The sequence below is a fragment of the Marasmitruncus massiliensis genome, from assembly GCF_900186535.1.
Taxonomy (GTDB): Bacteria; Bacillota; Clostridia; order Oscillospirales; family Ruminococcaceae; genus Anaerotruncus; species Anaerotruncus massiliensis_A.
In genome coordinates, this window is record NZ_FYDE01000005.1 from 1,735,235 (window position 1) to 1,762,049 (window position 26,815).

Annotated in this window: 26 protein-coding genes and 2 pseudogenes; 18 read left to right on the top strand and 10 right to left on the bottom strand. The window is 44.8% G+C overall.

From position 1 onward, the window contains the following. Positions 1 to 68: 68 nt before the first annotated feature. From C1A10_RS16430 to C1A10_RS16445, 4 genes are all read right to left on the bottom strand, one after another. Positions 69 to 1,244, bottom strand: a complete 1,176-nt coding sequence (locus C1A10_RS16430) for a transposase (RefSeq protein ID WP_101911284.1) — start codon at positions 1,242 to 1,244, stop codon at positions 69 to 71. Between the two features lie 651 nt (positions 1,245 to 1,895). After that, positions 1,896 to 2,252 carry a metal-dependent transcriptional regulator gene (locus tag C1A10_RS16435; RefSeq protein ID WP_278309142.1) on the bottom strand — a complete coding sequence of 119 codons (357 nt, stop codon included), beginning with the start codon at positions 2,250 to 2,252 and terminating at the stop codon, positions 1,896 to 1,898. Positions 2,253 to 2,274: 22 nt separating this feature from the next. Further along, complete coding sequence (locus C1A10_RS16440) at positions 2,275 to 2,772, bottom strand: MarR family winged helix-turn-helix transcriptional regulator (protein WP_101911286.1); 498 nt, start codon at positions 2,770 to 2,772, stop codon at positions 2,275 to 2,277. 16 nt (positions 2,773 to 2,788) lie between these two features. Further along, positions 2,789 to 3,061 (bottom strand): hypothetical protein, encoded by a 273-nt coding sequence (locus C1A10_RS16445; protein WP_101911287.1) that lies wholly within the window; start codon positions 3,059 to 3,061, stop codon positions 2,789 to 2,791. Positions 3,062 to 3,168: 107 nt separating this feature from the next. Between C1A10_RS16445 and C1A10_RS16450 the strand changes: the two are divergent. After that, a pseudogene (locus C1A10_RS16450) lies at positions 3,169 to 3,493 on the top strand (relaxase/mobilization nuclease domain-containing protein); the annotation flags it as partial. A 123-nt stretch (positions 3,494 to 3,616) separates the two neighbouring features. Here C1A10_RS16450 and C1A10_RS16455 read toward each other — a convergent pair. Continuing rightward, complete coding sequence (locus tag C1A10_RS16455) at positions 3,617 to 4,447, bottom strand: helix-turn-helix transcriptional regulator (protein ID WP_101911288.1); 831 nt, start codon at positions 4,445 to 4,447, stop codon at positions 3,617 to 3,619. A gap of 109 nt (positions 4,448 to 4,556) precedes the next feature. On the opposite strand from C1A10_RS16455, the gene C1A10_RS16460 reads away from it, so the two are divergent. The 9 genes and pseudogenes from C1A10_RS16460 to ttdB all read left to right on the top strand — a co-directional run bounded on the left by C1A10_RS16460 (position 4,557) and on the right by ttdB (position 12,053). Then, on the top strand, positions 4,557 to 4,850 hold the full coding sequence (locus tag C1A10_RS16460; RefSeq protein WP_101911289.1) for a YciI family protein: 294 nt from the start codon (positions 4,557 to 4,559) through the stop codon (positions 4,848 to 4,850). An 85-nt stretch (positions 4,851 to 4,935) separates the two neighbouring features. Continuing rightward, positions 4,936 to 5,895 (top strand): NAD(P)H-dependent flavin oxidoreductase, encoded by a 960-nt coding sequence (locus C1A10_RS16465; RefSeq protein ID WP_101911290.1) that lies wholly within the window; start codon positions 4,936 to 4,938, stop codon positions 5,893 to 5,895. 106 nt (positions 5,896 to 6,001) lie between these two features. After that, positions 6,002 to 6,968 (top strand): annotated as a pseudogene (locus tag C1A10_RS16470) (IS481 family transposase). 57 nt (positions 6,969 to 7,025) lie between these two features. Beyond that, positions 7,026 to 7,649: a DUF1847 domain-containing protein gene (locus tag C1A10_RS16475; RefSeq protein ID WP_101911291.1), complete on the top strand. Its 624-nt coding sequence runs from the start codon at positions 7,026 to 7,028 to the stop codon at positions 7,647 to 7,649. 148 nt (positions 7,650 to 7,797) lie between these two features. Beyond that, positions 7,798 to 8,454, top strand: a complete 657-nt coding sequence (locus C1A10_RS16480; RefSeq protein ID WP_101911292.1) for a GntR family transcriptional regulator — start codon at positions 7,798 to 7,800, stop codon at positions 8,452 to 8,454. After that, a complete protein-coding gene (locus C1A10_RS16485; protein ID WP_101911293.1) occupies positions 8,432 to 9,079 on the top strand; it encodes a GntR family transcriptional regulator in 648 nt (215 codons plus the stop codon). Before C1A10_RS16480 ends, C1A10_RS16485 begins: the two co-directional genes overlap by 23 nt. A 158-nt stretch (positions 9,080 to 9,237) precedes the next feature. Continuing rightward, positions 9,238 to 10,506, top strand: coding sequence for an SLC13 family permease (locus tag C1A10_RS16490; RefSeq protein ID WP_101911294.1), 1,269 nt, complete (start codon positions 9,238 to 9,240; stop codon positions 10,504 to 10,506). Positions 10,507 to 10,542: 36 nt separating this feature from the next. Continuing rightward, positions 10,543 to 11,442: a L(+)-tartrate dehydratase subunit alpha gene (gene ttdA, locus C1A10_RS16495; RefSeq protein ID WP_101911295.1), complete on the top strand. Its 900-nt coding sequence runs from the start codon at positions 10,543 to 10,545 to the stop codon at positions 11,440 to 11,442. Next, positions 11,439 to 12,053 carry a L(+)-tartrate dehydratase subunit beta gene (ttdB, locus tag C1A10_RS16500; RefSeq protein WP_101911296.1) on the top strand — a complete coding sequence of 205 codons (615 nt, stop codon included), beginning with the start codon at positions 11,439 to 11,441 and terminating at the stop codon, positions 12,051 to 12,053. The genes ttdA and ttdB overlap by 4 nt, the downstream gene beginning before the upstream one ends. Before the next feature lie 454 nt (positions 12,054 to 12,507). Here the strand turns inward: ttdB and C1A10_RS16505 are convergent, their stop codons facing one another. The 3 genes from C1A10_RS16505 to C1A10_RS16520 all read right to left on the bottom strand — a co-directional run bounded on the left by C1A10_RS16505 (position 12,508) and on the right by C1A10_RS16520 (position 14,468). Beyond that, a complete protein-coding gene (locus tag C1A10_RS16505) occupies positions 12,508 to 12,711 on the bottom strand; it encodes a hypothetical protein (RefSeq protein ID WP_101911297.1) in 204 nt (67 codons plus the stop codon). 381 nt (positions 12,712 to 13,092) lie between these two features. Further along, on the bottom strand, positions 13,093 to 13,392 hold the full coding sequence (locus C1A10_RS16515; RefSeq protein ID WP_101911299.1) for a hypothetical protein: 300 nt from the start codon (positions 13,390 to 13,392) through the stop codon (positions 13,093 to 13,095). 110 nt (positions 13,393 to 13,502) lie between these two features. Further along, on the bottom strand, positions 13,503 to 14,468 hold the full coding sequence (locus tag C1A10_RS16520; RefSeq protein WP_101909027.1) for an IS481 family transposase: 966 nt from the start codon (positions 14,466 to 14,468) through the stop codon (positions 13,503 to 13,505). Between the two features lie 853 nt (positions 14,469 to 15,321). On the opposite strand from C1A10_RS16520, the gene C1A10_RS16530 reads away from it, so the two are divergent. Next, positions 15,322 to 16,377: an IS481 family transposase gene (locus C1A10_RS16530; protein ID WP_101911717.1), complete on the top strand. Its 1,056-nt coding sequence runs from the start codon at positions 15,322 to 15,324 to the stop codon at positions 16,375 to 16,377. Positions 16,378 to 16,387: 10 nt separating this feature from the next. Here the strand turns inward: C1A10_RS16530 and C1A10_RS16535 are convergent, their stop codons facing one another. Both C1A10_RS16535 and C1A10_RS16540 read right to left on the bottom strand, forming a co-directional pair. Continuing rightward, on the bottom strand, positions 16,388 to 17,209 hold the full coding sequence (locus C1A10_RS16535; protein ID WP_101911300.1) for a toll/interleukin-1 receptor domain-containing protein: 822 nt from the start codon (positions 17,207 to 17,209) through the stop codon (positions 16,388 to 16,390). Positions 17,210 to 18,068: 859 nt separating this feature from the next. Beyond that, complete coding sequence (locus C1A10_RS16540; protein WP_145997756.1) at positions 18,069 to 18,788, bottom strand: FadR/GntR family transcriptional regulator; 720 nt, start codon at positions 18,786 to 18,788, stop codon at positions 18,069 to 18,071. A 224-nt stretch (positions 18,789 to 19,012) separates the two neighbouring features. On the opposite strand from C1A10_RS16540, the gene C1A10_RS16545 reads away from it, so the two are divergent. From C1A10_RS16545 to C1A10_RS16575, 7 genes are all read left to right on the top strand, one after another. Further along, complete coding sequence (locus C1A10_RS16545) at positions 19,013 to 20,077, top strand: tripartite tricarboxylate transporter substrate binding protein (RefSeq protein WP_101911302.1); 1,065 nt, start codon at positions 19,013 to 19,015, stop codon at positions 20,075 to 20,077. 72 nt (positions 20,078 to 20,149) lie between these two features. Beyond that, positions 20,150 to 21,736: an arylsulfatase gene (locus tag C1A10_RS16550; protein WP_207654736.1), complete on the top strand. Its 1,587-nt coding sequence runs from the start codon at positions 20,150 to 20,152 to the stop codon at positions 21,734 to 21,736. A 10-nt stretch (positions 21,737 to 21,746) separates the two neighbouring features. Beyond that, positions 21,747 to 22,247, top strand: a complete 501-nt coding sequence (locus tag C1A10_RS16555; protein ID WP_101911303.1) for a tripartite tricarboxylate transporter TctB family protein — start codon at positions 21,747 to 21,749, stop codon at positions 22,245 to 22,247. Positions 22,248 to 22,259: 12 nt separating this feature from the next. Beyond that, positions 22,260 to 23,750 (top strand): tripartite tricarboxylate transporter permease, encoded by a 1,491-nt coding sequence (locus tag C1A10_RS16560; RefSeq protein ID WP_242968961.1) that lies wholly within the window; start codon positions 22,260 to 22,262, stop codon positions 23,748 to 23,750. Between the two features lie 4 nt (positions 23,751 to 23,754). Further along, positions 23,755 to 24,903 carry a galactonate dehydratase gene (gene dgoD, locus C1A10_RS16565; RefSeq protein WP_101911304.1) on the top strand — a complete coding sequence of 383 codons (1,149 nt, stop codon included), beginning with the start codon at positions 23,755 to 23,757 and terminating at the stop codon, positions 24,901 to 24,903. 189 nt (positions 24,904 to 25,092) lie between these two features. Then, the gene (locus C1A10_RS16570; protein WP_101911305.1) at positions 25,093 to 25,743 is read left to right on the top strand and encodes a bifunctional 4-hydroxy-2-oxoglutarate aldolase/2-dehydro-3-deoxy-phosphogluconate aldolase; all 651 of its coding nucleotides are present in this window, start codon (positions 25,093 to 25,095) and stop codon (positions 25,741 to 25,743) included. Positions 25,744 to 25,762: 19 nt separating this feature from the next. Next, positions 25,763 to 26,761: a 2-dehydro-3-deoxygalactonokinase gene (locus C1A10_RS16575; protein ID WP_101911306.1), complete on the top strand. Its 999-nt coding sequence runs from the start codon at positions 25,763 to 25,765 to the stop codon at positions 26,759 to 26,761. Positions 26,762 to 26,815 lie beyond the last annotated feature (54 nt).

Consider the following 26,815-nt stretch of genomic DNA (forward strand, 5'->3'; position numbering starts at 1 on the left):
CTGTTGACAAAGGCCCACAAATTTATTTTCTCGTGAGCTGCCGGACATAAAAAACAGCGTCTTGGGAGTTATCCCAGGCACCGGATCATCCGCTTTAAGTTCAATGCGGTCGTGGACAGGAGACAGTGGTCTTCCGCTGCCTCTATTCCTCGTCGCAAAACGCGTGTTAAATTGTGTCCCCACTTCTGCGCTGCGAAAGACCCCTCGCACCAGATCTGCCGCAGCCGAAGGGCCTCCTGGTATTCCGGCTCCTGCTGCCGACTCAGGTCCCGCCGGACCGCCGGCTCGAAATAACTGCGCTCAAGCTTTCGGGCGCCGTTTTTTCGGCACTCGCTCAGGCAGTTCTCCTTCAGGGAACACGTCTGACAATCCCGCCTGTCCGCCGAATAGACCCAGTGCAGCCCGCCCGCGCTCCGCCGCAGCGTATTCAACCAATGGTAACCGTCGTTTTCTTCGTCATAGCGAAAAGCGTCCCGCTTAATTTCCACGCCGGTCTGGTCATGCGATTTTATGGGGCAGACGCAAAAGGTGATTCCGTGTTCGCCCAGCACCTGATGTGCCAGCGGAAAATCGTAGATCGCATCCGCCGTGGCACATTGAATCGGGACGATCTCCCGGTGGACACGCTCAAGCTGGTCGGGATACGGCGCTACGTCGCTGACGTCTCCGGATGTTACCGCCACGTCAAGAATAATCCCATGGTCGGTGTCCAGTGTCTGATGGCTCAGATAGTGCATTCCCTTGGGCTTTCCGGGACGGTTGAGGTAACCGGCCTCCGAGTCCGTCCGGCTTACCTGCCTGTGAGGACGACGGCGGTCACGCTTGATCTGTTTCACACGTTTCTTTTGTCGCCGGCCTGTTTTTCGTGCCAGCTCCGTTTGTGCCGCCTGCTCATATTGGTCCAGACGTTCCCGATAAACGCCCGGCTCCTCCTCGACCTCTCTCAGGTATTCCGAGGCGCGGGAGGCCCGGGCCTTGACGTGCGTCGAGTCCGTGCCGACAACTCGACCACTGACAAGACCCGCCTCCACGCACTGCCGAACTATCTCTTCGAACAATCGGCGGAATACCTTGCGAAATAAGGGCCGTCTCCGCCGGTTCTGAGAAATGGTACTGTGGTCCGGTACCGGCTCGAACAGGTCCAGCGCCGCTTCCAGCTTCCGCAAAAAGTGGTCCTGCGGCACCAGATCCTCGATCGTGTACGTACATAAGCTCAACTGCATCGGCCCCGTTTTCCCCTGCATTTCTCCCGCCCCTTTCCTTTCTTCTATTTTACCATATCTCCGACGGGTATGGGGCCTTTGTCAACACCTCGAACTTGGCCCGAAGCCATAGGACAGAATCGGTGCGGCTTCGACAACATTGTTGCCTCTCTTATATGGATGGTGAAATATGGGTGGAGCCAAGCATGAAAGGGGTTTTTACTATGAAGATTTTGCTTCTGTTATCGAGTGGTTCATCGACAGGCTAGCCGATCTGGACTGTTACCTGAAAGGTTATGTGATGGGATAAACAGAAATGATACCACACAAGGAAAGCGGGCCAAACGGCCCGCTTTCCTTGTGCATAGTAAATAAATCCAACTTCTACATGAAACCAACTATATATCTTGCCAGACATATTCCTAGAATCTTAAAGAAAATATTAAGTCTTCAATCCGAAGGGGATAACCGTGTATAATTTGCTATTTCAATTGTTACAAGCTTTTTCCCACGTCCACATTTTGGTGAAGACAGGGGACAGTTTCTTGAGCAGCCATTGCAATGCTTGGATTGTAAGAAGTGTTGCAATTCACTGTCATTTTCAGCCACTATATTTTTTCGTTTAAACCAAGATAACATAAGACGACCTCCTTACGGTTCGTTTTTAACAGACCAAACTGTGTTGCGAAAGACTTATATCAGCAAAGCCATCTTGGCTACTGTCACATCACAGATTTCATGTTCTATTGCACATGCCTCACGGTTGGCCAGAGCTTCTCCGACATTCAGTATACGCATTAAAAATAGTTTGATGGTTTCGTATTTTAAAACCAAACTTTTAGCTGCTTCAATTCCATATGCAGTTAAAAGAATTGGACCAAATTTCTCATGCTCAATAAGACCCAAGTCCAATAGCTGCGAAACCGCTATAAACGCGCTTGGCTTTGATACGGACATCCTCCACTCAGCTATATCAATCAATCGGACAGACTTGTCATTTTGGTGCAAGAAGCATATTGCTTTCAAATAATCTTCAAGAGAGGCTGTTATACCCTGTTTGTTTTGTCACTCCTTACCGGTGCCATCCCCTGAACCCTCCATATCCGAAATGCTCAAAATCAGGCCCCTTGTCATTATCGCCGCGCCACTCATTAATGATTCGTGTCAAGTATTCGCTTAACTGAAGTTGCTCTTCATCAGAGAGGCAATCAAATAAGGATTCAAGACCAAGTTGCTTATCATCTTGAATTTCAGCATTTGCACCCTTGTCTGTCAAGCGAATTATCATGGCTCTTTTGTCGTTTTCCATTGTGGTGCGCATAATGTAGCCCTTTTGCTCCAATTTTCTCAATAAGGTTCCAAGAGACTGAGGTCGCATATCCAGCAGCTCCAGAAGCTCTCTCTGCGTTATTTCCGGCTTCATTTTCAGGATTTTTAATATCCTCCCTTGCCCACGATATGGGTTTTCCATCAATCCCATATTATGATGGTTATGATGGTGGTTTCGGATCAAAATCCATTGGATTTGCATGAGTTGTTCTACGAGTTTACTATACCTGTTAGTATTCATTATTTTCGCCTCCTTGTCAGTCGGTCAAAATCATTTGATTGTTATTACCAGAATTCAATACGATCAAATTACATCTGACAGGCTCAAAACCAAATACACGGTGCGGTTTGTCAACGTAAAGGATTTTCTGTATGCTGCGCCCGCCTAATTTTCCGGGAGCAAGCAAAAATGTTTGAATCGCTTGTTTCGAATATTCTCCTGACATAGCCAATTTACAAAGGTAATCAATCAATACCCCCGGCAATGCAATCTCCACCTTAGGAGAAATCAGGATATTTTGTATAGCCATTGAGTCGTCCTCCTCATCAGTAGCACAATAGTAAGCTAGCTTCATTTATAATTATAAAGCTAGCTTACTATTGTGTCAAGAATTATTTTTAGAGTAGAACAAAAACAATAGTTAATCGGATAGGATATGAAACGGCTATGCGCTGGGCAAAAGGTAAGTACGCCTTTTTCGTCGCTACCCATATTGACCGCCAGCATATCCATAACCACATTTTACTACAATTCTACGGCCCTTGACTGTACCCGGAAGTTCCGGGATTTTCTCGGTTCGGCACGCACGCTGCGGAGGCTGTCCGACCGCGTATGTCTTGAAAACGGGCTGTCCTATATCGCCCATCCGAAACTGAAAAGCAAGGGCCAGTACAAGCATTACGGACAATGGCTTGGCGGCAGTAAGCCGCTGACATTCCAAGAGCGCCTAAAGGCGCAGATTGATATTTGCCCTCAAGGGAAAATCTTAAAAATGTGCAAGTGTCAATACACTTGCCCTGCTTGCCATTTAGTGGAAAGCCTGAAAATGCACGAAAAGTGAATGTCTGTTTTTACATATTGGTGCCTATAAGATTGATTTGCCCAAGCTAATCGAAGTTTTATTGTCTGGATTATACACCAGCAATTTAAGATTTTGATTATCGAAAATATCAAGGCTTACAAAATCAAAAGTAAGTTTACCTAATGTCGGATGCATAAGATTTTTTACGATATCCGACATGCTATTAACATCATATAGCGCCCACCAAGCAGCAAATTTCTCACTTTTATTTTTCATGTCTTGTATAAATCCACTAAACCATGGGTCATCAATATGCCTTGCAAAAGTTGCATGAAATCTTGCTAATATCTCTTTTGCATGTAATTCCCATTGTTCAAAAAGTGACATGTAATCTTGATTGCAAAACATCATATAGATTATGTTTCGTTCGGATGAGGGAAGCTGGCTGAAATCCCCAAAAACAATCGTCGCATATTTATTCCATTTAACTAAATTCCAATGGCAATCGGTAATATATGCAGGGCAATATAATAAATCCAGCTTTTCAAGAAAATTGATTACTCTATCATTAACAGTTTGATATGCCTCTATTTGTTGCGGTAAAGGCTTATTCGCTAAAGCATATAAATGACTACGCTCTTCGTCGGTTAATGAAAACACTCTTGACAGACTATCCAATACAGCATCGGATACATTTATTGCGCGTCCTTGTTCAAGCCATGTATACCATGTAAGTCCTATTCCTGCCAATTGAGCAACTTCCTCACGACGCAGCCCCGGTGTTCGCCGCCTTGCACCAACTGAAAAACCTATCTTTTCCGGCTTGATTTTGTTCCGGCAAGCTTTAAGAAATTCGCCCATTTCAGTATATCTATTTGGTTCAGCTTTTTTCATTATCTTCCTCCTATCCTATTAGTAATAATAATAGTATAAATAGGCTACTTGTACTAGTATAACACAATTGATACAATAACACCATAAAAACTAGAATGGAGGTTTTAGCATGAAATACTATTTATTAGAGGGGACCTTTGTAGAAAATCATCCCAAAGGGGAAGAGCTGAAAAAAGCAATGGCTAACCACTTCACTTACCTAAAGATAGGATTAGAAAACGGTTCTGTACTGCTAACCGGTCCCATACCCGGTGGTAGTGGCGGCATTGTCATAGTGAAATCGAGTGATATACAAAAATTCTGTGATGATGACCCTGTAGTAAAAGAGGGTATTCAACAATACCGCATTATCGAATTTTCCTCGAACGACTATCAGGAGTGCCTCAAGCAATGGTTTGAATAAGCGTAAAGGCCATACCCGAAGAAATCAAGGGAAAGGCCCAAAAAATTGTTATTGAATTGACAAATCATGATAAGGAGCATTGGAAGTGAGCAATCTTGTAAGCCAGGTATTAGGAATAAAATACCCCATCATTCAGGGGGCAATGGTATGGGCAACTTCGCCGTCTCTGGTAATTGGAGTGTCCGAAGCAGGAGGTCTAGGTGTCCTAGGCACAGGTAACGCTACTCCTGACATACTTCAAACGTTGATACGCGAGGTCAAAAAGGCAACAGATAAGCCTTTTGGAGCAAATTTGTTAATGATTCCCGATTTATTAGAAGCAGTCGGGCCGGTCTGCATTGCAGAAAAACTCCCTGTCATATATGCGGGTATCCTTGCAAACTTGGATATTGAGTTGGCAAAAAAACATTTTTTCCGCTGGCACGAGGCGGGCATGAAAATTGTGTTTAAGGCCTGTTTTATTAGTGACGCTCTAAAAGCGCAGGAGGCCGGGGCGGATGTGATTATCCTAAAAGGTTGGGAAGGCGGCGGTCTTGTAAGCCAAGAAACCACATCAGTTCTGATACCACAAGGCGCCGACTGCATAAATGTCCCCTTAGTAGCCAGCGGCGGCATTTGCGACGGAAGAACAATGGCTGCGGCATTGACGTTAGGTGCACAAGCGATTGAGATGGGTTCAGCGTTCATGCTTGCAGATGAATGCGATATAGCAGATGCTTGTAAGGATGAAATTATCAAAACTGGTGATATGGGAACAGTTATGACTGGTTTTAACATTTACAACACAAGCAGGCAGATACGCAATAAGTACACGAACGACATTACTGCATTTCAAGAGAATAACCCCAAAGAAATAGTCATGGTGGGCTTCAAAGAAAAAACAGCCGGGGCTGTGAAAAGAGCCATGCATGAAGGTGATATTGTGAATGGTTCTATTATGGTTGGGCAAATCGTACCATTGCTGAAAGAAAAACGACCAGCCAAAGAAATTATTGAAACGACGGTATCTGACTGCGAAAGGATATTAGGCCGGACAGTTAGATAATTTGACGGTTATAATTCGTAACCGCTCTAGTGTTTAATACAATAACTAGGTGTACGGTCCTATGGTATAATGGTACAAAGCCAAACAGAGAGGAGACGGAAATACTGTGGGACAAATATTACACGGGAGCGCCCGAACGACAGAGACAACCCGCCGAGCAATACAAAATAGTCAAGAGAGTTTAAGGACGTTGGCAACTCGATATGGCATCAATCCGAAGACGGTTGCCAAATGGCGAAAACGCGACAGTGCAAGCGACCTGCGGATGGGACCCAAAGTACCTTCTTCCACTATTTTGACCAAAGAGGAAGAGGCACTCATCGTTGCCTTTCGCAAGCATACCTTGCTGCCACTGGACGACTGCCTGTATGCGCTTGAAGAACCCATACCTCATTTGACCCGATCTTCATTGCATCGTTGCCTCAAGCGGCATGACATCAGTCGTCTGCCTGATCTGAAAAAGGAAATCGAACCCAAGAAAAAGTTCAAGGAATACCCCATCGGCTTTTTCCACATCGATATCACAGAACTCCGGATGGAACAGGGGAAACTCCACCTTTTCGTGGCAATAGACCGCACTTCAAAGTTTGCAATGGCGAAACTATATGATAGAGCTACAATGAAGTCGGCAAAGGGTTTCTTGGAAGCCCTTAATCGAAGCTGTGCCTTATCGCATCCACACTATTCTGACAGACAATGGCATTCAATTCGCTGATCTTCCAAAGAACCGTAACGGTGCAACTGACATGCTTCGTGGGCATCCTTTCGACCAAATTTGCTGGGCAAACGGCATTGAACACCGGCTTACCAAGCCCAATCATCCGTGGACGAATGGTCAGGTTGAGCGCATGAATCGTACCATAAAGGATGCAACGGTCAACCGCTATTACTATGAGACTGGTGACGAGCTTCAAAAGCATCTGGACATTTTTATTGCCGCCTATAATTTTGCTAAACGCCTAAAAACTATTCGCGGTCTGACTCCCTATGAGTTTATTGTAAAATCATGGGCTGAAAACCCTGATCTCTTCCACTTTGACCCGTCCCATCTCAATCTGGGACTGTACACCTAGTTGACATTTTTGGCTGTATTGGATACAATATCATAAAAATGTGCGGAGGCGTATAATATGTTTACCTGTGCCCAGTGTGGTATGCTCGCTTGCAGCATGGACCATCCCGAGAAAATTCCTAAAAACTGTCCCATGCATGAACAAAAGTTTTTTGATGAGAGCTTGGCTGAATACGAGAAGCCGGAAAATCATGATTTTTACATACAATCGACCATAATAGAGGGCATCGGTTATGGCCAATGGGTGCGATTGAAGGAAATAATTGAGTTATGCAAGCAAATGGGATATAAACGAATTGGTATGGCGTTTTGCAGAGGCCTGAGAAAAGAAGCAAAGATAATTGATGATATTCTTCGTAAAAATGGACTTGAAGTTATCTCGGTCATCTGTAAAACCGGCGGCATTTCCAAGGAGAAGATTGGTGTACCGGAGGATTGCAAAGTGCATCCAGGAACCTTTGAGCCTATGTGTAATCCAGTTGTGCAGGCGCGCTTGCTAAATGAGCAGAATACAGAATTTAATATTGCGGTCGGCTTGTGTGTTGGACACGATTCTTTGTTCTATAAATACTCCCAAGCATTCGTAACTACATTGATCGCAAAAGACCGTGTGCTTGCACATAATCCGATCGGTGCTGTATATTGTGCGGAAGGGTATTACAAAGAAAAGCTAAATTTTTAAATATAAAAGACTGGATACAATCTATGTTTCCAGTCTTTTTTGTTATTCGTTTAAAATGTGTTGACTTGCATTTCGCCAAGAAACAGAGTACAATAGCAAATATAAAAAATGTATCCAAAGTATTTGATTTAACACCAGTGGGGATTGTATGGAGCCGTTAAAAAAGAATCAAATGAAAGATTATATAGTAGCTATGCTCCGAGAGGAGATTTTTTCCGGTTCAATTAAGGACGGGGAAGAACTTGTGCAGGAGTTTCTCGCAGAAAAGCTGGGGGTTTCCCGCATGCCGGTCCGGGAAGCGCTGCTGCAACTGGAACTGGAAGGTGTGCTGCAGCGGCTGCCAAATCGCCATATGCGTGTAGTTGGAATGACAAGCGATACTGTCAAGCAAAATTTTTCCGTACTTTTTGCAGTTGAAAAAGAAATTGTATCCATTTTAGTGCAACAGGGAAAAGATATACAATTCGCACGGGACGCTTTTCGACTCTATCAGCTTGCAGTACCCTTGCAAGGAATAGCAGAATGTGCAAAAAGGGAGCTCTTTTTCCACAATCAGCTTGTTCGCTGCCTTGAAAATCCTTTCTTAACACAGGTGTATCAGAAGCTTTCTTCTGGTTACTTTGCTTATGTGCTGGAACATCGCAAACGTCATTGGAAAAACATATTAAAAGAATTTGAACAATTACTCATTGCCATAGAAGAAAAAAACTTAGCTGCTTCAAATCAGATTCTTCAAAAATATTTTGAACAAGCGACACAAGCCGCAATAGGAGGAAACCCCATTGACAAACCTAAAGCCAATTAAGCTTTTACCCGCCCGAGAGCAAGTTGCGTCTGCGCTTCGAAAGGCTATTCTTTCGCGTGAACTTCAAGAAGGAGCTGAACTGACACTGGAGAGTGTTGCTGCACAGTTGGAAGTTTCCAACACCCCGGTTAGAGAAGCATTACAGATCCTTTCCAGAGATGGACTGATTAAGTTGCGTCCTAACAAAGGTGCTATTGTACTTGGTATTAATGAAAAGACTATCCGTAATCATTATGAAACCCGTGCCATCCTCGAACGGGAAGCCGCGGCATTGGTATGTCGCTACAATGCGGACATTAGCGGGATAGTCAATGCTTATGAACAGGCAGCGGAAGCCTTGGATCAGAACAATTCTAAGGATTATTCGAATTATAATCAATCATTTCATGTTGAAATATGGTCAGCATCAGGAAATGACACCATGAAAACACTGCTATCTTCGCTATGGAATGGGCTTTCAATGGGACATAAGGTAACTGAAGAGGATTATGCGCACCTTTCTATTCAGGAGCACAAGCGGATATTGGACGCGCTGATTGACCGTGATGAGATGCGCGCAAAGGAGCTTATGAACGCTCACATTATTCGCAGCATGGAAAATATCCTTACAAATCTGCAAAAATAACTGACTAGACACTATTTACAATTTATTAAGAAATTATTTTGCAATACGATGAAATTTAGACTAATATGTTGACAATATAGAAAGAAGGGGATAGTATTTGATTAATAAATGGATACATTATCACATATCAATGATGTGTCCAGAGGAGGAGGATTTTCATGAGCCAAATTGCTATTACCCTATTGCTTTTAGTTTTTGCCATCGTTATGTTCGTGTGGGAAAAAATCCCTCTGGCGGTCACCTCAATGATCGTATGCCTCGGTCTGGTCGTAACACGTGTCATCGAGCCGGGGGACGCCTTCAAGGGCTTTATTGACAGCAATGTAATTTTGTTTGTAGCGATGTTTATCATCGGCGGCGCTTTCTTTGAAACAGGTATGGCAAATAAAATTGGCGGGCTGGTCACAAAATTTGCGAAAACTGAGCGCCAGCAAATTGCGGCAGTTATGGTCGTAACAGGTATTATGTCCGGTTTTCTTTCAAACACAGGTACTGCAGCAGTATTAATACCGGTCGTTATTGGTATTGCTTCCCGTTCCGGTTTCCATCGTTCAAAGCTACTCCTCCCGTTGGTGTTTGCGGCAGCAATGGGTGGAAATCTCAGTCTGATAGGTGCTCCTGGAAACGCATTTGCACAGACGGCACTGCAGGAAATCGGGTTGGAATTCGGCTTTTTTGAATACGCCCTGATTGGTCTTCCTGTTCTTATCGTGGGGATTCTCTTTTTTACCACAATTGGTTACAAGATGCTGCCTGTGCGTGAACCAGGCGATGATTCCACATTCCAGGAAAAACAGGATTTTAGCAATGTGCCTGCATGGAAAAGCTGGGGGTCCTTTGTGGTTCTTGCCATTACAATCATATGTATGATTTTTGAAAAGCAAATTGGCATCAAATTACATATTATCGGTTGTATTGGTGCGATCATTCTGGTACTTACAGGAATCATTACCGAGAAGCAGGCCTATAAATCGATTGATATGCGTACAATTTTTCTTATGGGAGGCATGCTGGCACTGGCAAATGCGCTGAATTCCACTGGCGCGGGTAAAGCGATTGCAGATACTGTGCTTGGTTTACTTGGTGCAAATCCCTCGCCATTTGCGATTCTCGTTGCGTTGTTCCTTATTTCCTGCATTTTGACTCAGTTTATGTCAAATACAGCAACAACATCGATGCTTGTGCCAATCGGTATATCCTTGGCGGCTTCGCTTAACGCCGATCCCCGTGCTATCATGATGGCGCTTGTCATAGGTGGTTCCTGCGCATATGCCACTCCAATCGGCATGCCTGCCAACACAATGGTTTACACTGCGGGCGGATACAAGTTTATCGACTATGTGAAAGCCGGATTGCCTCTGGTAATTTGTTCCACGATCGTTTCCCTGATATTGCTTCCTATTTTCTTCCCGTTCTTCCCGGCCTAACAGATATTTGAAATTATTATTTCAGGAGGATCTCTAATGGATAAAGAACAAAGTATTCACAGTATGACCGACAAAATGGCGAAATTTATTGCCCATGTTGGTAAAAAGCTTCCAGACGATGTAGAAGCCAAGCTGCTTGAACTTAGGCAAAAAGAAACCGGTAAACTGGCAGCCACTATTTACGACACGATGTTTCTTAACCAGAAACTGGCATCGGATCTAAATCGTCCGTGCTGTCAAGATACTGGTGTGCTTCAGTTTTGGGTAAAATGCGGCGTGAATTTTCCTCTTATCGGAGAATTGGAAGGACTTTTAAAAGATGCGGTTGTACAGGCAACCTTTTCCGCGCCTCTCCGCCATAATAGTGTAGAGACTTTTGATGAGTACAACACAGGTAAAAATGTGGGGAAAGGTACGCCAACTGTTTTCTGGGATATCATTCCAGACCGCGATGACGTTGAAATCTATACGTATATGGCGGGCGGTGGCTGCACATTACCTGGCAAAGCGATGGTGCTTATGCCCGGCGCGGGTTATGAAGGGATTACAAAGTTTGTTATGGATGTAATGACAAGCTATGGCTTGAATGCATGCCCGCCGCTTCTGGTAGGTGTAGGAGTTGCTACTTCAGTTGAGACCGCCGCTTTGCTTTCCAAAAAAGCCCTGATGCGCCCGATTGGAAGCCATAATGAAAATGAGCGTGCAGCAAAAATGGAGAAGCTGCTTGAAGATGGTATCAATAAAATCGGGCTCGGGCCGCAGGGAATGTCGGGCAACTATTCGGTGATGGGTGTTCACATTGAAAATACTGCACGGCATCCTTCCACCATCGGCGTTGCGGTAAACACTGGCTGCTGGTCACACAGACGTGGACATATTATTTTTGATAAGGATCTAAATTATACCATTACATCGCATACGGGGGTAACACTATGAGTGAAAAAAAAATACTGACGACTCCGATAAAAGATTCTGACCTTGAAGGTATTCATGTCGGGGATATCATCTATTTAAATGGCTATTTGGTTACTTGCCGTGATGTGGCGCATCGCCGCCTGATTGAAGAACATCGTGAACTCCCGGTTGATCTGAAAGGGATTGCTATACTGCATGCGGGACCAATTGTTCGCCCCCTGGAAGATGACAAATTTGAGATGGTGTCTGTTGGCCCTACTACAAGCATGCGGATGGAAAAATTCGAGAAAGAGTTTGTAGAGCAGACCGGTGTAAAAATTATTGTTGGAAAAGGAGGCATGGGCCCCAATACTGAGGAGGCTTGTAAAAAATACAAGGCGCTTCATGTAGTATTCCCTGCTGGTTGTGCAGTGCTCGCCGCCACAGAAGTCGAAGAAATTGAACGTGCGGAGTGGCGCGATCTTGGAATGCCTGAAACGCTTTGGGTTTGTCGCGTTAAAGAGTTTGGCCCCTTAATCGTTTCGATTGATACCGACGGACGCAACATGTTTGAAGAAAACAAAATAGTCTTTAACCAACGCAAAGATGAGGCTATCCAAGAAATCTGTAAGCAGGTTAGCTTTATCAAGTAATTATTGAAGGTTACGTTTAACTATAAAATATGTGGTAATTTGAACACAAAAGCCCGGAAAAACAGTTTTTCATTGTTTTTCCGGGCTTTTTAACAGAAAATTTTTAGACGGAAGAATCGGAATGTTAAAATATGAAATTAACCTTCAATTACCTACAGTGTGGACGGTACCAAGGTTAGTATAGTAGCTGGTTATAATATGTTTCTGCGGCCCTATTAGCTCCAAAAGCATCCACGCCGCCAGCAACAACATACGTACCTACTGTTCCCGCCGTAACCGCTGTAGAAATGGCTCCTGTCGTGCCAATGCTTGCTGCGACTCCGCCTGCTTAAAACACCAACTGCTCCTGCCGATGCAACTACAGCCACTATAAACATTGCAGTCAGTACTGCTATACCTATTGCAGTGCCAATAGAGCCCCATTCAGGTGAAAGACCTGTTTTATCCACCAACATTATGGGGTTATTACCGCATCGAAGTACTCGCCACAGTAGCGGAAGGGATTGGAATCCAGCTTTTCGGGATTCTGTTCGTTGCCGAAGGCATCATAACGGTAGGCTTTCAGCACGTTGCCCCAAGCGTCCGCGCGTTGGATAACATCTCCGTGGGCTTTGAACAGATAATACTGGTTGGTGCCGTCCTGTTTGCGCGTAATCAAGTTATTATTCGCAGTATAAAAAGAAAATATGTTAGCAGCCGCCGGATAGAATCCGGCGGCTGACCATTTTAAGTGTGATTTTAGATAAATATCTCTTTCGATAAAACCATTATCGAATTACAAAGTGCGTAAGCAACACCTAAAGGGAGAAATGCAGGTATGAAAGCCCATTTTTTATAATTTTTTCTGACATATACATAAAGGTTGGAGAGTATCACTTCTATCACGATACTAACAGGCAACATAACTACTGCGGAAGATATTGCTTCCGATAAATTGAGCGCCTTTACGATCAGATCCATTATTACTCCGATAATCAGTAAGAGCGCAATTAAAAGTTTGTTTCCGTTACTAAAGAATTTCATTCGTTAGTTGCTCCTATCACCATATGTTTGCAAGCTTCATAAGAAAAGACTGAACATCAAAATCCGAACTAAAACTACCTCCAATTCCTAGGTAAGCGCTTGCCCCTATAGTGACTTTCCCGCTTGTACCTGTCGTATTTACCCATTGATCGTCTGTAGACCAGGGGACAAATTTCCCTATAACAAATACGTCGTTTTTCTCCTTAGTAACCTGTGCTTTCATCTCGTATTGGAGAAATGAACCACCTATCGAAGCTTCTTGAACCGCTAGAGGTTTAATTTTACCATTAGCTATTCTGAATCCTATAGTATCCAACTTTGCTACTGCCGAAACACCTGTAGGGGAAACATCAGTACTTGCGCCTAACCCAATTCCTGTTCCAGCAGGAAAAGAAAATGAGTTAATAAAGACTTTCCCCGAATCGATTAGGTGTACAGTCCCAGATTGAGATGGGACGGGTCAAAGTGGAAGAGATCAGGGTTTTCAGCCCATGATTTTACAATAAACTCATAGGGAGTCAGGCCGCGAATAGTTTTTAGGCGTTTAGCAAAATTATAGGCGGCAATAAAAATGTCCAGATGCTTTTGAAGCTCGTCACCAGTCTCATAGTAATAGCGGTTGACCGTTGCATCCTTTATGGTACGACTCATGCGCTCAACCTGACCATTCGTCCACGGATGATTGGGCTTGGTAAGCCGGTGTTCAATGCCGTTTGCCCAGCAAATTCGGTCGAAAGGATGCCCACGAAGCATGGCAGTTGCACCGTTACGGTTCTTTGGAAGATCAGCGAATTGAATGCCATTGTCTGTCAGAATAGTGTGGATGCGATAAGGCACAGCTTCGATTAAGGCTTCCAAGAAACCCTTTGCCGACTTCATTGTAGCTCTATCATATAGTTTCGCCATTGCAAACTTTGAAGTGCGGTCTATTGCCACGAAAAGGTGGAGTTTCCCCTGTTCCGTCCGGAGTTCTGTGATATCGATGTGGAAAAAGCCGATGGGGTATTCCTTGAACTTTTTCTTGGGTTCGATTTCCTTTTTCAGATCAGGCAGACGACTGATGTCATGCCGCTTGAGGCAACGATGCAATGAAGATCGGGTCAAATGAGGTATGGGTTCTTCAAGCGCATACAGGCAGTCGTCCAGTGGCAGCAAGGTATGCTTGCGAAAGGCAACGATGAGTGCCTCTTCCTCTTTGGTCAAAATAGTGGAAGAAGGTACTTTGGGTCCCATCCGCAGGTCGCTTGCACTGTCGCGTTTTCGCCATTTGGCAACCGTCTTCGGATTGATGCCATATCGAGTTGCCAACGTCCTTAAACTCTCTTGACTATTTTGTATTGCTCGGCGGGTTGTCTCTGTCGTTCGGGCGCTCCCGTGTAATATTTGTCCCACAGTATTTCCGTCTCCTCTCTGTTTGGCTTTGTACCATTATACCATGGGACCGTACACCTAGTATAACACAGATTTAAAAAAAGCAAATCTGCAAGACTTGTCACATAGGAGATCTCCATGATTTTCTATATACAGTATACAAATCATTTTTGCGGCTACAATCTCATCTGCTATCATCTGTGCCTATGTAGAAATTTGGATACGCTTCAATTATTCTGTCTGAATCCATTCCGACATCTCAAAGGCAATCTTGTCAATGATGGCGCAATGCTCTGTCAGTGAGAAGTAGCTCACGATATATCTCTATCTTATATTCGTGATATTCGTGCAGATAGTTCAGGCGGAGAAGCCCATGTTTCCCCAAGTCACGGGGTTAGGCTATTCCGCCAATTTCGATATTGGGGTACAGCAATTCATTAATCTCTGTCTATTCAAATTCAAAGTTTGCCATAAAACAAATCTTCCAATAAAGATTATTTACAATTCATCGGTAATCGTTTAGCTGTGTGCTAAACAACTATGATTTTCGTAAACATCCTTATCGGAGGACTGCTAAGAATTTGACGCGTTTTTTATAACTAAGATGCGCATAAAAGGATTCAGAACATATTTGTTAGAACTTGGTCAGAACTGGTAGGCATTTGTGTTAGAATTCCCAGAAAGAGAGAAAAAAGAAAGCCCGTAAACAAGCATTACAAGCCTATTTGCGGGCTTTCCTCTTGGTACGAGTGTTCATAGCGACAAACTCGGAAATCCGCATAAAATAAAGGCTTTTGGCATCAGGCAAACGAATATTACGCTTACTGTATGACTAATGGTCTTGTCTAACATCAAAACAGATGATATATTGATGTTGGAAGAGATAAAGATGGCAGGAAAGATTGTAGAAAAAGATCCGACAATCAAAATAGCAAAGCAGCGGCTGAGCGTATTGGAAATGGCCGAGATGCTCGGGAATATCTCTGAAGCATGCCGTCGCGGGGGTATGGACAGGACGAGCTTCTATGAATGGAAGCGGCGATTTCAGACGCATGGGCTGGAGGGGCTCAAGGACATGCCGCCTATTCCCAAGTCGCAGCCCAATCAGACAACCCCCGAAACAGAAGCTGCTATTCTGGAATGCAGCCTCGCTCATGCGTCCTGGGGCTGCGTGAAACTGTCTGATTTTTTGAAATTGCAAGGGATTTCGGTCAGTTCTCCTACCGTACAAAAGATCCTCACCCGCAATGACATGGCGAGTGTCTACGATCGCTGGCTCAAGGTGGAAGAACGCCATCTGGAGACAGGCATAGAGTTGACTGCCGAGCAGGTGGCTAAGATAGAAAAATACAACCCCTGTTTCAAGGAACGGCATGTGGAATCGTCGCACCCAGGTGAACTTTTGTGCCAGGACACCATGTTTGTCGGTAACCTGAAAGGGGTCGGAAAAGTATATCTGCATGCCTGCGTTGATACATACGGCTCCTATGCCTTTGGATTCCTTCATACCGGCAAAAAGCCGGAGTGTGCCGCTGCGCTGGTCCATAATGATGTGCTCCCGTTTTATCAGAAACACGGACTATCTGTCGGTGCCATTTTGACCGATAATGGCAGGGAGTTCTGTGGAACCGAGAACCATCCATTCGAGCTTTACCTTGCCCTAAACGACATCGAGCACCGGCGGACAAAGGTCAAATCCCCCAAAACCAACGGCTTTATTGAACGCTTCAATAAGACTGTGCTGGACGAGTTTTTTCGTATTGCTTTCCGTGAGAACTTTTATGAAAATGTGGAGGCGCTGCAGGAGGACTTAGACCAGTGGCTCGTCCACTATAACACCCAACGACCTCACAGGGGTTACAGAAACCGTGGGAAACGCCCTTTTGATACCGTGTTGGAATTCGCTTCATCTGTTAGACATGACTCTTAGTTATACACGCTTACAATAATTTCAACTTTTTCTTTAATGTCTCGATAAGAACATTTATTGAATCTGCTTCTTTATAATTTATATATTTATAATCCTGCACAAGTGGTGGGAGATCTTCATGTGGTACATCTATATTAAAGATAATAAAAGCTTTATCTGAATTGTGCATTCTTCGCTGGACAAAGAAATTTAATTCATTTTTAGTCCAACCATTGGGTGAATTTAAAAAACTTTTAGATATACATATTACACCTATATCGCTTCTGTCCAAACCCTCATTCAATTTTTCAGTTATGCTATCTCCTGGTTCTATTTTATACTTATCATACCATGCATGTATTTCGCTTTTTTGTAGCTCATTGAATATATCATCCATGATTTTATTATCTTTGCTTGAGTGTGATAAAAATATTCTAGATGCTTTTTTGAAGCCCGAGTTTGTTTTCCATATTGAATTCATTTTTTGTTTGCTTGGGAATAGGAATAAAAAGTTTGGGTTATCTGTAATAATTGAATCAACTTCAGACTCATCAATAAAAGTTGCGGAATTGTAGCCACAACTCTGAAAAGATTCAAAAATATCATCAATAAAATAGTTGAAAATTCTTCTTTTACTTGGATAATTGCTTTTTATAAAAGATTCAAAATCATCTACGCCTTTTTCAAAAGAGGCAAACAGTAGCATTTCCGGATTATATGGATTATTATTTACAAAAAGTCCACAGCCCACTAGGGTGTTAGAGTCATATCGTTTCAAAATATCTTTTATAAATACTTTTTCTTTCATTCTCTCGGAATAATTAAGGCTAAATATGTACATTTTAGTTTCCACTCAAATCATCTCATTAACAATACTATTTTTCCAATAATATCATATTCTTGAATGACTTGCAAGAAAGGTTTATAGACAAAAACAGGCTGACATCATCAGCCTGTCTTTGTCGTTATGACCACTTGAGGGTCATTCGCAGTGGTCCGAATAGCGGGACTTGAACCCACGGCCTCTACCACCCCAATTTGACCTTAGCGGTTTTATAGGAGGTTTTGTAAGTTTATCAAGTCTCTCCTTGTTTTTGGAAAGTGGCTATAAATGTGGTTTTACGGGTGTCAGGCATGGTAAATGCTGTAAGTTCTTTGCACATTGGATAGAAAACTAACTGGCAAAGTGGCTCATCACTGCACAATAAAGCAGCCAAGCATTTGAGCAAAGTTACTATCCGAAAAAGTACCGACGACTCTGATGAATGCGTCTGCGGCCATACCGTTGTGACCAAAAAGCGCTCAAGGTTGGGCAGTAGTACCGAGAACTTGATTGAACTAACTGAACTGTTCCAATTCAAGAGAGTTCATCTGGTGAGCCTCAAGGAGTCTATAGTACTTCACTAGCACCGGGAAGTTGCTGTTTATGCTTATTAGCGCGATTGCGCAGTTCGAACGAGATTTTATTGTTGGCCAGACAATGGAAGATTTAAAGGCCGCTAGAGCATGTTCAATGCAATATCAGATTGATATTCATCATTGATTTGCTATGGCTGGTTAATCTTAATTATTGGAATTGCTATAGACTGTATTTCCTACAAACGTACAAACATTTACTAAAGATTAAATACAAATAAGTCTGCAATCGTTGACTACAGACTTATTTGTATGAACACTTTGTAACAGCTATTTTGATTGTTACACAAACCCATTCATTTAGAACTCGATTGTTTAAAGAATACAGCAAGTCGTGCTAGGTTATATTCATCGTTCTTTTTTATAACTTTGATTGCATTTTTAGCATCTTTTGCAACTAGATATTCAGCAATATTTCTATGGGTTTCAATGCCCCAATTTTGGCTGTCATGAAGCCGGTTCATTTCTTTAAAACAAAACAAAATCATATTTTGGCAGCTTTTTACAGCTTGTGTAAAAAAGACATTGTGCGCACTCTTTATAATCGCAGCATGAAAATCTAAATCGGCCTGTGAATAGGAATTAAGATCTCCCACAGATTTTTTCATTCGCTGCAAAGCACTTCCAATCTCAGCATAATCATCTGCGGTTGCATTTGTGATCGATAATTCAATCGCCCGAAATTCAAAACAGGAACGAAATTCAAGAAAGCTGGTAAAGTCTTCTTCCGATATTTGCAGCGTAGCATTTGCGGCAGGCGCTTGATACCCCGATGGAAAATTCTTGGGATTGGAAACATAGGAGCCCATGCCCCTGCGAGTGACAATTAACCCCTGGGTACGTAATCGTTGCAAAGCTTCTCTGATCACTACCCTGCTAACGTTAAAGAGCTCGCAGAGCTGATTTTCAGAGGCAAGCTTATCTCCTTCATGCCATTGGCCGGAATAAATCTGTTCAGACATCTGACTGTAAACTTCATCCACCAAATTTTTCTTTTCGATAGGTATAATATCCATCCGCTCCGACCCTTCCACCCACTATTCTCTTGTCCTATATTATACAGGTAATTATAGAGCATTCGAATAAATATGTCAATAAAATCAATTCATTATTTGCATATGCTACAAAATTATTGAATCAATAGCTTTTTTATTGACATTTAAATTATTTTAATGTAGTATCATGTAGTACAACGATCAAGTGTCGTTCGCACTCACAAAATAGAAAGGGGAAATGTACTATGAAAAAATTGATTGCAACATTTCTGTCAACGCTTCTATTGGCAACCGTTGCCGGCTGTGGCTCAGCCGGACAACCGTCCTCTCCACCGTCCCCCGAAGCCACATCTTCTGCCTCCACTGAGCAATTGGAGCCCTCATCAGAATCGAATGCTGGGGGAACCGGCGCAACAGATGTCAATTTCCCAACGCGGAATGTTGAGATCATTGTTGCGTCCGCAGCTGGCGGGGGCAGTGACTTGCTTGCCCGTGCCTTGGCAACTGAGCTGAAATTCTCACAACCTGTAGTCGTGGTCAACCGTACCGGCGCGGGCGGCGCAATTGGAACAATGGATGCCCTGACAGCCAAACCTGATGGGCATACGATTCTGCTGGGTATGGTAGGACCTTTTGAAACACAACCCCATCTTTTGGATGTTCAATACAACTTAGATGATTTTCGGTATATTTCTGCCTTGACCTATGAGCCTCTGTTCCTGGTGGTCAAAGCGGATGCCCCATGGAGTTCAGTACAGGAGCTAAAGGATGCCTTTGCCAGCGGAAGCGGCAACACACTGAAATTTGGCAGCTCTAGCCAGGGTAGTGTTCCTCATCTGGCACAAGAGGTTCTCTACAAACAGCTGAATATCTCTGCCGATCATGTGCCATTTGATGGTGCAAATTCCGCAGTGGTTGCCTTGTTAGGCGGACATATCGACGCACTGACAGCTCACTTGGGCGAAATTAACAACTATGTAAGTTCCAAGGAATTAAAAATCCTAGGCGTTTATTCCCCGGAACGCTCTGAACTGGCCCCGGATATTCCCACGATTAAAGAACAAGGATATGATATTGACATCAGCGCTACGAAATTTATTGCAGTGAATAGCCAAGTTCCGGATGAAATAGTTGAAGTTATTCGCAGTGCTGTGGAAGAAGCAAAAAACAGCGACTCTTTCAAAGAGTTTTTGAAGGTTAACTATTCAACGCCTAATGATATTTCAGAGGAGGATCTCAAGGCGCAACTGAAAAGAGAAAGTGAAATGTACAGAGTTGTTATTGAACAATTGGGACTTAAGAACCAGTAAAAATGATTTGCGGTTGCCTGTTATAAACGGCAACCGCACTTAAAAAATGTATAAACCAGGGGGAGAGATCTTGTGAATCAAGCAAAGAACATTCTGCTCATTTTATGTGATGACATGGGGTATTCCGATATCGGCTGTTATGGGGGCCTGATTGAGACGCCAAATATTGATCGTCTTGCCTGGGAAGGGACCCGTTACACAAATTTCTATAACTGCCCCCGGTGCGCACCATCCAGGGCCAGTTTGCTCACCGGTTTGCATCCTCATCAGACTGGGATTGGTATTCTGACTTACAATGACGGCCCATTGGGATATCCAGGTACTTTGAATCAGCAGTGCATGACCATTGCGCAGGTTCTTACCGACAAAGGCTATAGAAGTTATCTGTCAGGTAAATGGCATCTGTCGGGTGATACCCGCAACGAAAATGAAAATTGGCCTTTGCATCGTGGTTTTGATCATCACTTTGGAACGCTGGCTGGATCCGGTAGTTATTATAACCCGCATACGCTGATGCGGGACAATCAGAATATTGAACAGGAGATTGTCGGTCGGGACTTTTATTATACAGATGCCATCACCGACAACGCAGTCAAGTTTATCCGCGAACACCGGCAGGCTTATCCTGAAAGCCCATTTTTTCAATATGTAGCCTATACGTCTCCACACTGGCCCCTACAAGCGCCCGAAAATGTGATAGCCAAATACAAAGGGCACTTTGATGAGGGATGGGATGTTTTACGTACACGCAAGCTTCAGCAAATGGTTAAGCTGGGTATTATCAATCAGGCATGGGCAGAATCGCCCAGAGATCCACAAATTCCTGCGTGGAAAGATATAGCGGATAAGGAATGGTACGCCAGGTGTATGGAAGTATATGCGGCCCAACTGGATGTAATGGATCAGGGAATTGGCAGGATTCTTTCTGTATTGGAAGAAATGGACGAGTTGGACAACACATTGATCTTTTTTCTTTCGGATAATGGTGGTTGCAATGAGGAAATCAAAGCTCATCCACAACCCGGCGCTGATATTATCCCGTATGCCTGGACGCGTGAAAAAGATCCCATTTTGGTGGGTAACCACAAAGACCACATGCCCGGAGGCGAGGACACCTTCCAAACATATACTTATTGGGCGAATCTTTCCAATGCACCCTTTCGCCTTTACAAGTCTTGGGTACATGAAGGTGGCATAGCAACCCCGCTGATTGTGCGCGGAGCCGATGCAAAAGCAGGAGAAATCTCCCACCGGCCTGGACAAATAACGGATATTGCTGCAACAATTTATGAGGTAGCGGGTATAAATTATCCCCAAAAACACCAAGAGCAGCAAATGATCCCGTTGGAGGGTTGCAACCTGTTTGCTAAAGAACAGGAAGGGCGCCCTCTCTTTTGGGAGCATCAGGGCAATGGTGGCGTTCGCAAGGGGAAATGGAAAGCAGTATGCGAATACCCCAAGGCATGGGAACTTTACGACCTGGAAGCTGACCGTTGTGAGTTGAATGATCTAGCTCTCACCCATAAAGATGTGTTGGAGGAACTTGTTTCATTCTACTATCAATGGGCACAGCGGTGTGGCGTCCTACCCAGAGATCGAATTTTGTCTATACCTGGTCGCAAGACGGTACATAATCCCTTTTGCGACTGGATGATTTAGGAGGGTGGATATGGCGAAAAAAACGAGAAATGACCTGATCTTTTATGCTGCATTTGTGGTGTTTGGTATTCTTTTGTGGTTTGCCATTCCACAGTTGATTTCTGGGAAACCGGGGTTCCAAGTTGATTCGCGCCTTTTTCCCAGGCTGATTGCGCTTCTTCTCATTTTTGTCGGTACGTGTAGCGCGATCACAACCTGGGTCGGGAACCGTAAAACCAATCTTGCCGCGGTACTGGCGGGCACTACTGAGAATACTCCTGCCGAGGAGGATGAGGAGGCAGTACCTGCGGGGGACAAAACCGGTACAATCCGGGTAGTGCTCATGGCGGTTTTCATGGTTGCATATTCTCTGATGATTAAACCAGTCGGATTTATACCCACAACTGCAATCATTGTAACCGCTGTTTTGCTGCTACAAGGAGTACGCAAGATTCCTTCTTATATTGCTGTTTATGTTGCAAGTGGAATCCTGTACTGTATATTCCGTTATCTTTTGATGGTTCAATTATAGGGAGGAAAACTAATGGATGTGATTGGAAGCGTCTTCGCATCACTCTTTACTTGGGAAAGCCTATTGTTCCTGAATATCGGTCTGGCAGCCGGGATTATGGTTGGAGCTCTGCCTGGCCTTACCTCTGCAATAGGCGTTGCGCTCTTACTCCCCCTAACCTACGGGTTGGACTCTGTCACCGGCGTACTCCTGCTTCTGGGAGCGTACTGCGGCGCGGTTTATGGCGGTTCTATCACTGCCATTCTTATTAAAACGCCGGGCACGCCTGCGGCGGCGGCTACGCTGCTGGATGGTCACACACTCGCGCAGAAGGGACATGCGGGTCTTGCGCTGGATTCTGCTCTCAAGGCCTCCACATTCGGTGGAGTCTTCAGCGCATTGCTGCTTTTGTTTGTCGCCCCCTTGCTTGCGAAGTTAGCGCTGCAATTTGGGCCCGCTGAATATTTTAGCCTAGCTGTGTTTGGATTGACCATTATTTCCGGGATCAGTGGTAAATCACTTGGTAAGGGACTGCTGATGGGAATCGTGGGTCTGTTGTTCACCACGGTCGGAGTTGATCGAATTTCGGGTAATGCCCGCTTTACCTTTGGCGTCAATGCACTATGGGGAGGCATTACCATGATTCCCGCTATGGTTGGTCTGTTCGCAGTCAGTGAGCTGCTGGTTAAGATGAAGGCCGGCAGGGAAGCCCGCAGTACCGCCATGCAATACCAAAAAGAAAGCCTCTCTATCAAGAAATTCTTTTCTTACAGTAACACACTGGTAAAGTCCAGCCTGATTGGGTCTTTTGTGGGGGCGGTGCCAGGCACAGGGGCTTCTATTGCTGCCTTTATGAGTTATAACGAGGCGAAGCGATGCTCCAAAACGCCCGAGCTGTTCGGAACTGGTCATATTGATGGCATTATGGCACCGGAAAGCGCCAACAACGCGGTAACCGGTTCTGCGATGATTCCACTGCTCACATTAGGAATACCTGGTGATACCGTCACTGCAATTATGGTTGGCGCGTTAATGATGCAGGGAATTGTGCCGGGACCACAACTGTTCGTGGAACAGAAACACTGGGTCTACAGCATTATGGTTGGGCTTTTGATTGTAAATATATTTATGTTTTTGCAGGGTAAGCTCTTTATCAAAGCGTTTGTGCAGGTAACCCGGGTATCTCAGCAAATCTTGATTCCTATTTTGTTGGTATTGTGTGTCATTGGTGCTTATGCGGGCAACAACACAGTTGTTGACATTGTTATCATGGTTGGGTTCGGTATCGTGGGGTATTTCCTGCGCAAGTTTGAATTTCCGCTTACGCCAATGGTTATTGCACTGGTGCTTGGTCCATTGGCGGAAGAAAACTTGCGGCGGGCGTTGATCCTGTCTGATGGCAGTTTCGGCACATTTATTGCGCGACCGATTAGCGCTTTATTTCTGCTGATAGCCCTTTTTACCATTGCATGGCCATTTCTCAAGAAGTATCTAGAATGGAGGAGAGCCGTAAAACAGGCGTAACCAAATGAAAATTACAAATATAAAAACCTACAATGTTCGTCCTCGATGGTGTTTTTTAAAAATAGAAACAGATGAAGGCATTACCGGGTGGGGAGAGCCTATCATCGAAGGCAAGGCAGATACAATTCGGGCTGCGGTACATGAGATGAGTGACTATTTGATTGGTCGTGACCCAAGACAGATTGAAGATATCTGGACCACTCTGTACCGGGCGGCGTTTTATCGGGGCGGACCGATTCTGATGAGTGCCATCTCCGGTATTGATCAGGCATTGTGGGATATAAAGGGCAAGTTTTATAACGCACCTATATATGATTTGCTTGGAGGAAAATGTCGAGATACAGTCAAAACATACTGCTGGATTGGGGGTGACAGGCCTACTGATGTAGCCGCCGCTGCTCTGGATAAGAAAAAGCAGGGATACCAAGCAGTCAAGATGAATGCCACAGAGGAGCTGCAGTATCTAGACAGTTATGAGAAGATAGACGCAGTGCTAAAGCGCGTAGCCTCAATCCGTGAAGCGGTGGGAAAAGGCTTTGGTATTGCCATCGATTTTCATGGAAGGGTTCATCGACCAATGGCGAAAGTGCTTGCCAAAAAACTGGAAGAATTTGATCCGTTATTTTTGGAGGAGCCGGTGCTTTCGGATCATATGGAAGCATTTCCTGAAATCGCCGCAGCCTGTAATATCCCGATTGCAACAGGAGAACGTCTATATTCCCGCTGGGATTTCAAACGGTTACTGCAAACTGGTGGTGTGGATATTATCCAGCCTGATCTCTCCCATGCGGGAGGAATTACCGAGGTGCGTAAGATAGCTGCGATGGCGGAATGCTATGACATTGCACTGGCACCGCATTGCCCTCTGGGGCCAATTGCGCTTTCCGCCTGCCTGGCTGTCGATTTTACGACTTATAATGCGGTCATCCAGGAGCAGAGCGCAGGTATCCATTACAATGTTGGCCGCGGCCTGATGGATTACGTAGTAAATAAAGACGACTTTGCTATAACACAGGGGAAAATATGCCCACCAGTCCGCTCCGGTTTGGGAGTTGTCTTGAACGAGGAGATTATACTGGAAGAAGCGGTACATAACCACAACTGGAAAAACCCCATCTGGAGGCATGAAGACGGTTCCATCGCAGAGTGGTAGAGAAGGTTTGTAATAGATATGCGGGAACGGGTAATTAACGCTATACCGGGGTATAAAATGATTGCAATTATTCGGCGCGATTTACACCGTCCCGGCGTGTGCGCAGGAATACCGGGCCATTACCGCAAAGTTGTAGTCAAGATTAATGTGGACCTTTTATGATATATGAAAGGGGGAGAGGTTTGAAATATGGTAGATATTCTTTTACAGGTGCGTAAATATCGCATCATCGTCGCTCTGCGGGGGATTCAGCCGAAGGATGTAACGGCTGCCGCCCGCGCCCTTTATGACGGAGGAATCCGTCTGCTGGAAATCACTTTTGACCAAGCGGACCCAAATACCGAAGCTAAGACCGCAGATGCCATTTCAGCCGTTCGCCGAGAATTTACCGATCGCATATTGGTCGGCGCCGGAACCATCCTGACTCCTGACCAGGCTAAAGTGGCTGTGGAGGCCGGTGCGGAATACCTTCTGTCCCCGCATTTTGATCCCACCGTGGTTACAGCCGCCCGCGCACTGAATGTTCCTTCCATTCCCGGCGCTTTTACTCCGAGCGAGGTCGCGGCAGCCTGGGAGGCCGGAGCCTCTATGGTCAAGCTCTTCCCGGCGGGAAAGCTTGGTATCCCCTATCTAAAAGACATGGCGGCTCCTCTGGGACATATCCCGCTTTTGCCCATGGGAGGAGTGGATTTGGCCAACATGAACGACTATCTGGCTCTTTCAAACGTGGCCGGTATTGGAATCGGCTCCGCAATCGTGAAACGTTCACTGATCGAGAAAGGCGACTTTGAAGGCCTATGCAAATTGGCGCGCAGCTTCACTGAAAAGCTGCCGCAGTAATGGAAAAGGAGAAAAGCTGATGGGCTCTTACATCATCACGATCGACAGCGGTACTACCAATACACGCGCCTTTCTCTGGAATGATGACCGCCGGGTAGTCGCCCGGGCAAAGCGGGAGGTCGGCGTGCGCAATACCGCCATCGACGGCAACAACAGGAAACTCAGGGAGGGCGTAAAGGATTGTATCCATGAAGTCCTGTCCAAGTCCGGACTCGGGGAATCTGACTTAAAGAGCGTATTGGCAAGCGGCATGATCTCATCCAACGTTGGGCTGGTGGAGATTCCCCATTGTGTGGCTCCTGTCGGTATCGGCGATTTGGCTGCCGCAGCGAAACAAGTATCTCTTCCCGAAGTCTGTTCCGTACCCATCACCTTTATTCCCGGCGTCAAAAATGCCGTTGAAACGGTTGACCTGACTAATTTCGAGTCTATGGATATTATGCGTGGTGAGGAAGTTGAGAGCGCCGCACTTATGGAAATATTCCCTCAGGGACGGGAATATCTGTTCTTACTGCCGGGCTCACACATGAAATTTGTTTCAGTGAATGCCGGTGGGAAAATCACCGGATGCCTTACCAGCATCAGCGGTGAATTGCTTTCCTGCATTACAAACGATACCATAATCGCAGATGCAGTCAATCGGAAATTTGCTTCTGCGGAAACCTATGACCGCCAAATGGTACTCTTGGGCTACGAGACCGCAAGGAAAACCGGTATAGGTCGGGCATGCTTTTCGGCCCGTATCCTTAGCCAATTTTCCGGGCAAAGCTCTGAGATGCTTTCAAATTACATTTTAGGTGTGGCTCTTCAGAGTGATGTGACCAGCATTCGGAACTCTGGTGCCCTGACCGTCGGGCCACAGACCGAAGTGGTGATTGCGGGCAATATGCCCGTGCAGCAAGCTATATCGGATATTCTGAAATATGACGGTTACTTTCGGAACATTCACGCCTACATACCGCAATCCGACATCCCTCTTTCTGCTCTGGGTGCGTGGACTATCATGAATGTACATTGAGAACCTTGCTCTTTCGAACGGCGTTTTGGCGCTCCGGGTTATGCTTATAAAATG